Origin of the sequence: Azospirillum sp., from assembly GCF_035627195.1 — a bacterium.
GTDB lineage: Bacteria > Pseudomonadota > Alphaproteobacteria > Azospirillales > Azospirillaceae > Azospirillum.
Map to the genome: position 1 here is coordinate 65,655 of NZ_DASPMG010000106.1, position 7,066 is coordinate 72,720.

General features: G+C 68.6%; 11 protein-coding genes. 6 read left to right on the forward strand and 5 right to left on the reverse strand.

Features of this window, described 5'->3' with window-relative positions; all coding sequences use genetic code 11:
* Positions 1 to 198: 198 nt before the first annotated feature.
* On the forward strand, positions 199 to 372 hold the full coding sequence (locus VED21_RS09770) for a hypothetical protein (protein ID WP_324882151.1): 174 nt from the start codon (positions 199 to 201) through the stop codon (positions 370 to 372).
* Between the two features lie 121 nt (positions 373 to 493).
* Here VED21_RS09770 and VED21_RS09775 read toward each other — a convergent pair whose 3' ends face one another.
* Positions 494 to 730 (reverse strand): helix-turn-helix transcriptional regulator, encoded by a 237-nt coding sequence (locus VED21_RS09775; protein ID WP_324882152.1) that lies wholly within the window; start codon positions 728 to 730, stop codon positions 494 to 496.
* 155 nt (positions 731 to 885) lie between these two features.
* On the opposite strand from VED21_RS09775, the gene VED21_RS09780 reads away from it, so the two are divergent.
* From VED21_RS09780 to VED21_RS09790, 3 genes are all read left to right on the forward strand, one after another.
* Positions 886 to 1,359: a helix-turn-helix transcriptional regulator gene (locus VED21_RS09780; RefSeq protein ID WP_324882153.1), complete on the forward strand. Its 474-nt coding sequence runs from the start codon at positions 886 to 888 to the stop codon at positions 1,357 to 1,359.
* Positions 1,360 to 1,830: 471 nt separating this feature from the next.
* Positions 1,831 to 2,394, forward strand: a complete 564-nt coding sequence (locus tag VED21_RS09785; protein WP_324882154.1) for a hypothetical protein — start codon at positions 1,831 to 1,833, stop codon at positions 2,392 to 2,394.
* Positions 2,395 to 2,499: 105 nt separating this feature from the next.
* Positions 2,500 to 4,434, forward strand: a complete 1,935-nt coding sequence (locus VED21_RS09790; protein ID WP_324882155.1) for a bifunctional diguanylate cyclase/phosphodiesterase — start codon at positions 2,500 to 2,502, stop codon at positions 4,432 to 4,434.
* Between the two features lie 13 nt (positions 4,435 to 4,447).
* On the opposite strand, the gene VED21_RS09795 is transcribed toward VED21_RS09790, so the two are convergent.
* The 4 genes from VED21_RS09795 to VED21_RS09810 all read right to left on the reverse strand — a co-directional run bounded on the left by VED21_RS09795 (position 4,448) and on the right by VED21_RS09810 (position 6,073).
* Positions 4,448 to 4,852, reverse strand: a complete 405-nt coding sequence (locus VED21_RS09795; RefSeq protein ID WP_324882156.1) for a MucR family transcriptional regulator — start codon at positions 4,850 to 4,852, stop codon at positions 4,448 to 4,450.
* A 117-nt stretch (positions 4,853 to 4,969) separates the two neighbouring features.
* Positions 4,970 to 5,353, reverse strand: coding sequence for a response regulator (locus VED21_RS09800; protein ID WP_324882157.1), 384 nt, complete (start codon positions 5,351 to 5,353; stop codon positions 4,970 to 4,972).
* A gap of 21 nt (positions 5,354 to 5,374) precedes the next feature.
* Positions 5,375 to 5,857: a hypothetical protein gene (locus tag VED21_RS09805; RefSeq protein ID WP_324882158.1), complete on the reverse strand. Its 483-nt coding sequence runs from the start codon at positions 5,855 to 5,857 to the stop codon at positions 5,375 to 5,377.
* Positions 5,858 to 6,073 (reverse strand): hypothetical protein, encoded by a 216-nt coding sequence (locus VED21_RS09810; RefSeq protein ID WP_324882159.1) that lies wholly within the window; start codon positions 6,071 to 6,073, stop codon positions 5,858 to 5,860.
* A 263-nt stretch (positions 6,074 to 6,336) separates the two neighbouring features.
* Here VED21_RS09810 and VED21_RS09815 point away from each other — a divergent pair, with 263 nt between their 5' ends.
* Together VED21_RS09815 and VED21_RS09820 are read left to right on the forward strand one after the other, a co-directional pair.
* Positions 6,337 to 6,624 carry a helix-turn-helix transcriptional regulator gene (locus tag VED21_RS09815; protein ID WP_324882160.1) on the forward strand — a complete coding sequence of 96 codons (288 nt, stop codon included), beginning with the start codon at positions 6,337 to 6,339 and terminating at the stop codon, positions 6,622 to 6,624.
* Positions 6,625 to 6,731: 107 nt separating this feature from the next.
* Positions 6,732 to 7,066 (forward strand): VOC family protein (locus VED21_RS09820; RefSeq protein WP_324882161.1); only part of this gene is annotated, 335 nt, incomplete at its 3' end.

Here is a 7,066-nt window from a genome sequence, read left to right on the forward strand (position 1 = left end):
CCGAACGTTCTATCTGCCTTTTCAGACCCCCCAGCCTACCATGCCGGATCGCCCCGCATCGAGGACGAGCGGTGCCCCCAAAATGCTGCGCATTTCGGCTCCCCCGCTCACCGGCCGGCCGGTCGCCTGCGGCGATCCTCGACCCGGACCGCTCCGGCACCGTGCGAGCCCTCCTGTCTTCAAACACAGGAGGGACCGATGCTCACCATCGACCGGCAAATCCAGGAACTCCGCGTGGAGTTGGCTGCTTGTTTCCTGACCCGTCGCGAGCGTGTCCAGGCCCGGCGGGAGCTGGACACCCTCCTCGCCCGGCAAGCGGACCGGGAAGACGCCTTCAAGACCCTGGTCGCCGACGACCCGGCGCCCGACTGAGGCGCTGTTTCTCTGGATAACCGAATGTGTGCGATGGTTTCGGGGTGTCCCCATCGACGGCCTGCCACCGCGTTGAACGCGCACGGTGCCGGCCAATCCCTCCCTGTCCTCAGGAGGACGATCAACCGGCCCCTTCGGCAGCCGGGGCACCATCCGGCTCCAGCAACGTGCTCGGCGGCACACCCAGCGCGTCGGCCAGTTCCTTCAGCACCGTGATGGTCGGGTTGCGGGCGCCGCGCTCGATGCCGCTGATGTAGGTGCGGTGCAGCCCCGACTCGAAGGCAAGCTCTTCCTGCGACCAGCCGCGCGTGCGCCTGATCCGCTGAACGTTGAGCCCGGCCTGCCTGCGGATGTCCATCCGGGCAGCTAGCCCGCGTGTAGCCTATTGGTCTACAGACTATGAGTAACATTTTCTTGAGAGCATGCGCGCGACGGTCCATGCTGCACAGCCGACACGCGAGAAAGGGCATGGCCGCATCCCGCAGCCGAAGGCGCGATGCAGGAGGGGGCTTCGTGAACGTCGCACCAGAGGTGAAGAGCAAGAGGCGTGGTCGCGCACAGAAGGCCGGGACCGGCTTGGACACGGTGGACGCCCATGTGGGTGGACGGCTGCGGCTGCGGCGCACGCTGCTCGGCCTGTCGCAGACCGAGCTGGGCCGGCGGGTCGGCCTGACCTTCCAGCAAATCCAGAAGTACGAGCACGGCGCCAACGGCATCGCCGCGTCGCGGCTCTGGCAGTTGGCGGACATACTCGACGTTCCGGTCAGCTTCTTCTTCGACGACATGCCGGACGCGGCGCCCCGCGCCTCCGAGCCCCCCGATCCCGAAACGCCGCCGATGGGGCGGCGGGAAACGCTGGAACTGGTGAAATGCTACTACCGGATCAAGGACCCGCGCGTGCGCCGAGGGATCTTCGATTTGGTCAAAGCGACCGTGGGCTCACTGGAAAATCTCACGAGTCCTCAACGGCATGCTGATCAGTCTTGAACCGTACGCCGACTCCTTTCCCCAACTCTGGCGCAATGAACTCCACGCCCGCCGCATCGAAGGCCCGGATGATTGCATCGACCGTCACTTCATGGGATCCCAGAGGGCCAGTCTTCACCTCCAATCGCTTGATCGTTGGAAGCGAAACTTTGGACGCCTTCACCAAGTCCTTCTGTTCCCAACGGAGGAGGGCTCGGGCTGCTCTGATTTGCGCGCTCGTGAGCAATGTTTCCTCTCGCATTTTGATGCTCCAGGCATCGTACGATGCCGGTGGTGTTGACGATGCCTGAGGGCGCATGTTATGCTTCAGGAATACCCATGAACTTGACCGCGGCACAAGTGGCCGCGTGCTTTTCGTTATGCGCTGAACCCGGCCATCGTACGCCCGGTGTCCAGATCGCTGCAAAGGGGGTGGCCGTGTCCTCCAGGGTTCGAGTACCAAAAAGGAGTAAAGCATCTCGTCGGGCGACTGTGACCGCAGCCACCCGGCTTTTGACCTCCACTTTGCAAGAGAGTCAGGACACTGACCCGCTCATCCTGCTCTGGCAGGATTGGCGGGAGACCTTCACCTCCTCGCAGCGGCTGTGCCACGAGGCCCAGCGCCTGGAACGGGAGCTGGCCGAGAAGATTGGCTTTCCCCGTGTCGAAATCCCTCTCGACGATCCCGGGCGCCCTTCGGTTGTCGCCACCGACGCCCGCCAGATCGACCGGGTGCTGGGAACAGCACCGGCCACACGGTCGCTGCGCCGGCGGCTGAAGCGTGACCTCGCCGCTTCACAGGCGCGCTGGGATGCCGAGGCGGCGGCGGTCGGCCTCACCAGCGCGGTGGAACGGGAGGCCGCCGCGGACCGGCGGGTGGACGAGTTGCTCAAGACCGTGTCCCGCACGCCGGCACGGTCGATCCCCGGCGTCATCGCCAAGCTCGCCATCGCCACCGAATGGAGCGAGCTGGAGCCGGACGCCGACGGCTATCCCTGGGACTTCATCCGCGGCGTCCTTGCTGACCTGACCGCGCTGACCGCAAAGAAAACGTAGCGCGGCTCGTGCCTCCTCCACGCCTTCCGCAAGTGATCTCCAAGAGAAGATCGGATAAGGTCCGCAACCATAGGAACCATGTTCGGGCGCGAGAGTCGGGATCCTTTGACGGCCAACATACGAAGCCTCGTTGCCGCGCTGGTCGGATCGGCGGTCGCCGTCACCATCATCGCCGTGAGCGCCACCACCATCGTCGATCACCGGACCACCCGCGTGCATGCGGAGCAGGAGCTGGATCAGCGCACCCTCCTGGTGGCCGAGCACGTCCGGGCGGTGATCCAGACCGACGTCATGCTGCTCGGGCGGGTCGCCGACCACTTCGCCGGCCGGCCGCTGCCGGCCCCCAAGACGGCGGACGCCGACCGGGAGGCGTTGCGGGCGATGCTTCGGGATGCCGACGGCATCGATTCCCTGTGGGTGTACGACGAGCGCGGCGATGCCGTCCTTTCCACCGCCGAGGAGAGGCTCGGCCGCTTCAGCGTGGCGGACCGGGAGTATTTCCAGGCGGCCAGGGCCGGCGAGCGGCTGTTCCTCAGCCCGCTCATCTGGGGGCGGGTGACCGGCGGCTTCTTCTTCGTCGTCGCCCGGCGCCTGGAAGATCCCTCCGGGGCCTTTCGCGGCATCGCGGTGGCCGGGGTGCCGGCCGGCCGCTTCGCCGACTTCTACCGCCGCATCGCCGGCGACGAGAACGCCTCGGTCGCCATCCGGAAGCTGAACGGCGACGTCGTCGTGCGCGCCCCGCTGCCCGCCGCCGAGCCCGCCAAGGGCTGGCCGACGGAGTCCTACATCCAGGAGCGCTTGACGGAGGAGGCCGGGGTCTATGAACGCTCCTCGACCATCGACGGGGTCGCGCGCCTGTACGCCTTCCGCCGCCTCGAACCGGAGGGGCTGGTGGTGATCGCCGGCCGGCCGATGGACGCGCTGTTCGCCCCCTGGTGGTCGCGGACCCTGCTGGTCTGGGCGGTGGGCGGCGGCGGCGTGGCGCTCAGTCTGGCGCTCAGCGTCCTCGTCCTGCGCAGCGCGCGCCGCGAGGCCGCCGCCCTGCGCGATGCGCTGCGGGCGGTGCGGGAGAGCGAGGAGCGCTTCGACATGGCGGTGGCCGCCACGGCGGACGGCATCTGGGACTGGGACCTCCGCACCAACAAGGTCCGCCGGACGGCCCGGATGAAGGCTTTGTACGGCTTGGCCGACCACGAGATGGGCGACGAGTCGCGGGAGTTCTGGGACCTCCTGCACCCTGACGACGCCCCGCACCTCCAGACCGCCGTGCAGGAGCACCTGGAGCGGCGCTCCGAGCAGGTCGAGGCGGAATGCCGGGTGCGCCACAAGGACGGCTCCTGGCGCTGGTTGTTCGTCCGCGGCCGGGCGCAGTTCGGCGCCGATGGCGAGCCGTTGCGCATGGTCGGCATGATGACCGACGTGACCGAGCGCCGGGAGCGCGAGCTGCTGGTCCAGGCCGCCCACCGGGCGGCCGAGGAGGAGAAGGACCGTGCCCGGCACGCCGCCAACCACGACCCCCTGACGGGACTGCCGAACCGCGCCTATCTGACCGAACGCCTGACCGCTCTGGTGGAAGCCACGGCGCCGGACGGCGCCCGGCAGGCGGTGATGCTGCTCGACCTCGATGACTTCAAGGCGGTCAACGACACGCTGGGGCACCCGGCCGGCGACGAGCTGCTGCGGATCGTCGCCGGCCGGCTCCGGAGCTGCCTGCGCGACGGCGACTTCGTGGCGCGGCTGGGCGGCGACGAGTTCGCCGTGCTCGTCCCGTCGATCTGCGGGGCGGCGTGCGGCACGCTGGCGCTGGCGGAGCGCATCGTCGCCACGGTGGGACAGAGCGCGGTCGTCGCCGGCCGGCCGGTGCGGGTCGGCTGCTCGGCCGGCGTGTCGGTGTGGACGGCGGCCGAGCTGGAGCCGGAGGAGGCGATCCGGCTGGCGGACGTCGCGCTCTACGAGGCGAAACGCACCGGCAAGAACCGGGTGGTGCTTCAGGGATGCGGGGACGGACCGTCTTCCGGCCGCTGCGACGGAACGGCCTGAACGGCGGCGCCCGTCAATCCCCCTTGTGCAGTCGCCGGCCGGTTCGGCCGAGGCCCCGCGCCTTGGCAAGCGCGGAGCGCGCGGCGGCATAGGCCGGGGCGGTCATCGGGTAGGTGTCCGGCAGGTTCCAGCGCGCCCGATACTCCTCCGGCGTCATGCCGTAGACGGTCCGCAGGTGACGCTTCAGCATCTTCAGCTTCCGGCCGTCCTCCAGACAGACGATGTGGTCGGGCGTCACCGAGCGGCGGATCGGCACCGCCGGCGTCCGGTCGGCGTGCGGCGGTGCCGCGGGCGCGCCGAGGGTTTCCAGAGCCCGGCGCACGGTGGCGATCAGGGACGCCACCTCCTCGACACCGACGCGATGGTTGCGGACATAGGCGGCCACGATCCTGGCGGCCTGTTCGATGGCGTCGGTCATGAGACGGAGCACTCCGCGTTGGCGTTGCATGACATCGTGTGAAGCGGTCCTTGGCCGGTCAAACCCGCATTCGTTGTCGGGGTGGCGAGCCATCCCCGTCCGTATGGCTGGGCGTGGTCATGACGACCCGAGCACGGTTTGGATGGCCGCGATGACCGGCCGGGGGCTCACCGGTTTGGTCATGATGATGGTGCCGGCCGCCGGTGCGCTCCGCAGCTCGTCAAGAGCGCTGGCGTCCGCGGCGCCGGTCATCACGACCACCGGCAACGTGGGACACGCCGCCCGCAACCGCCGGATCAGCGCCAAGCCGTCGAGGCGGGGCATCTGGAGATCGGTCAGCAGCACGTCGGCGGGGGTCTGGGCCTGGAGGGCGAGCGCCTGCACCCCGTCGTGGGCGAGCGTGACCTGGTAGCCCGCCTCCTCCAGGATGGCACGCAACGCCCAGGCGACCAGCACCTCGTCCTCGGCGACGAGGACATGGACGGGCGTGTCTTCGGCCATGACTGTCATCCTCCATCCCCCTCAGGATGCGCCGTCCCGCATCGGCCGCGCGCCGACGATCACCGCCCCTCTATCCAGGCCGACCGTGGGGCGCAATGCGGCGAAGGTCGAACGCAGCCGGTGCACCTCGGCCACGTACGGCCGCAGGACCTCCGTGAAGTGGCTCGACGGGTGTCTGTCGGTGGACAGCACGGTGCGGGACAGGGTGGCCAGAGTGACGAAGCCGAAGCCGGCGGCCAGCGACAGCATGGCCTGGGTGTCGTTACGGATGCCCGGCCAGTCCCACGGCTCTTGCTGAAGCGAACGCAGCCGCCGCTCCATTTCCTCGTCGAGCGCGGCCAGGACGTCGCGGAACGCCGCCTCGCCGAGATCGCGCCGGAGGACGGTGAGCAGCGCACCATCGTTTCGAGTGGACGCACCCGGCAGCGTGGCCGAATCAACCGGCCCGTTGCCGGCCCGCTGCGAGTCGCCGGGAAGCCGAGTCGCTGAACAGGTCTTGATCATCTATTGCCAGCCGCCCCCGGCAATGAACGCCTGCACGGTCTGTAGATCGTCCTGCCAGCAGCCGGTGCACGGCATGGGAACGCGGAAGCGCTGGGCTTCGTGGTAGATCAGCTCCTTGATGTCCACCGCCTGCCAATAGCTCTCCACCGCTGCGGGCAGGTCGGTGGGCGTCAAGGCATCGCCGTCGGTCATGCACTGCTCGTAGCGTGTTACCAAGGCGGCCAGTTCCCAGACGCGCGGCATCACCCTCGTCCTCCATACCGTTGCCAGCCCTTTCCCAGGTGTTTGTCGCTGCGCGTGTGGCTGGACAATACCGGTGGCGAGGCGGGACGGGAACGCGGCTCCTCCATCATCACCCCGCGACCGGGAAAAGGCGGCGGATATTTGCAGCCGGAGAGTGTAGCGGCTTCAGGCTCTAGAAGCGACTAAAATAGTCGTCTTTGTAGCGTCGAGCGGGCGTATCGGGGATGTGATCGTCAATGATCACACCCAGGCAAATACGGGCGGCACGGGCGCTTCTCGGCTGGACCCAGGAGACGCTGGCGGACACGGCCCTGGTCGCCTTGACCGCCCTGAAGCGGCTGGAGTCGGACCGCCTTGAGGTGCGGGACGCGACGCGCGACGCCGTGCGCAAGGCGCTGGAGGACCACGGCGTCATCTTCCTGTCGTCGGCCCGCGGCCTCGGCGTCATGCTGGTCGATCAGCCGGACGACGCGCCGGTAGCGCTGCAGGACACCGGCGGGCCGCCGCCGCAGAGGCGCGGTTAGGGCGCGCCCTCTGCCGGGGTGAAGAAATGCGCTTGGGCGAACCACCTCAGAAGACGGCCGATGGGGATATGGGGCCGGACTCCCGCGTCACAGCGAAGGGACACGCCATGGCAAAGAACACGATTTGCCTCTGGTACGACAAGGACGCCGAGGCGGCTGCCCGTTTCTATGCCGAGACCTTTCCCGACAGCGCGGTGAGCGCCGTCCACCGTGCGCCCAGCGACTACCCGTCCGGCAAGGCGGGCGACGTGCTGACGGTCGAATTCACCGTGGCCGGGGGCCCGTGTCTCGGCCTCAACGGCGGTCCCACCTTCCAGCACAACGAAGCCTTCTCGTTCCAGATCGCCACCGACGATCAGGAGGAGACCGACCGTCACTGGAACGCCATCGTCGGCAACGGCGGCCAGGAGAGCGCGTGCGGCTGGTGCAAGGACAAGTGGGG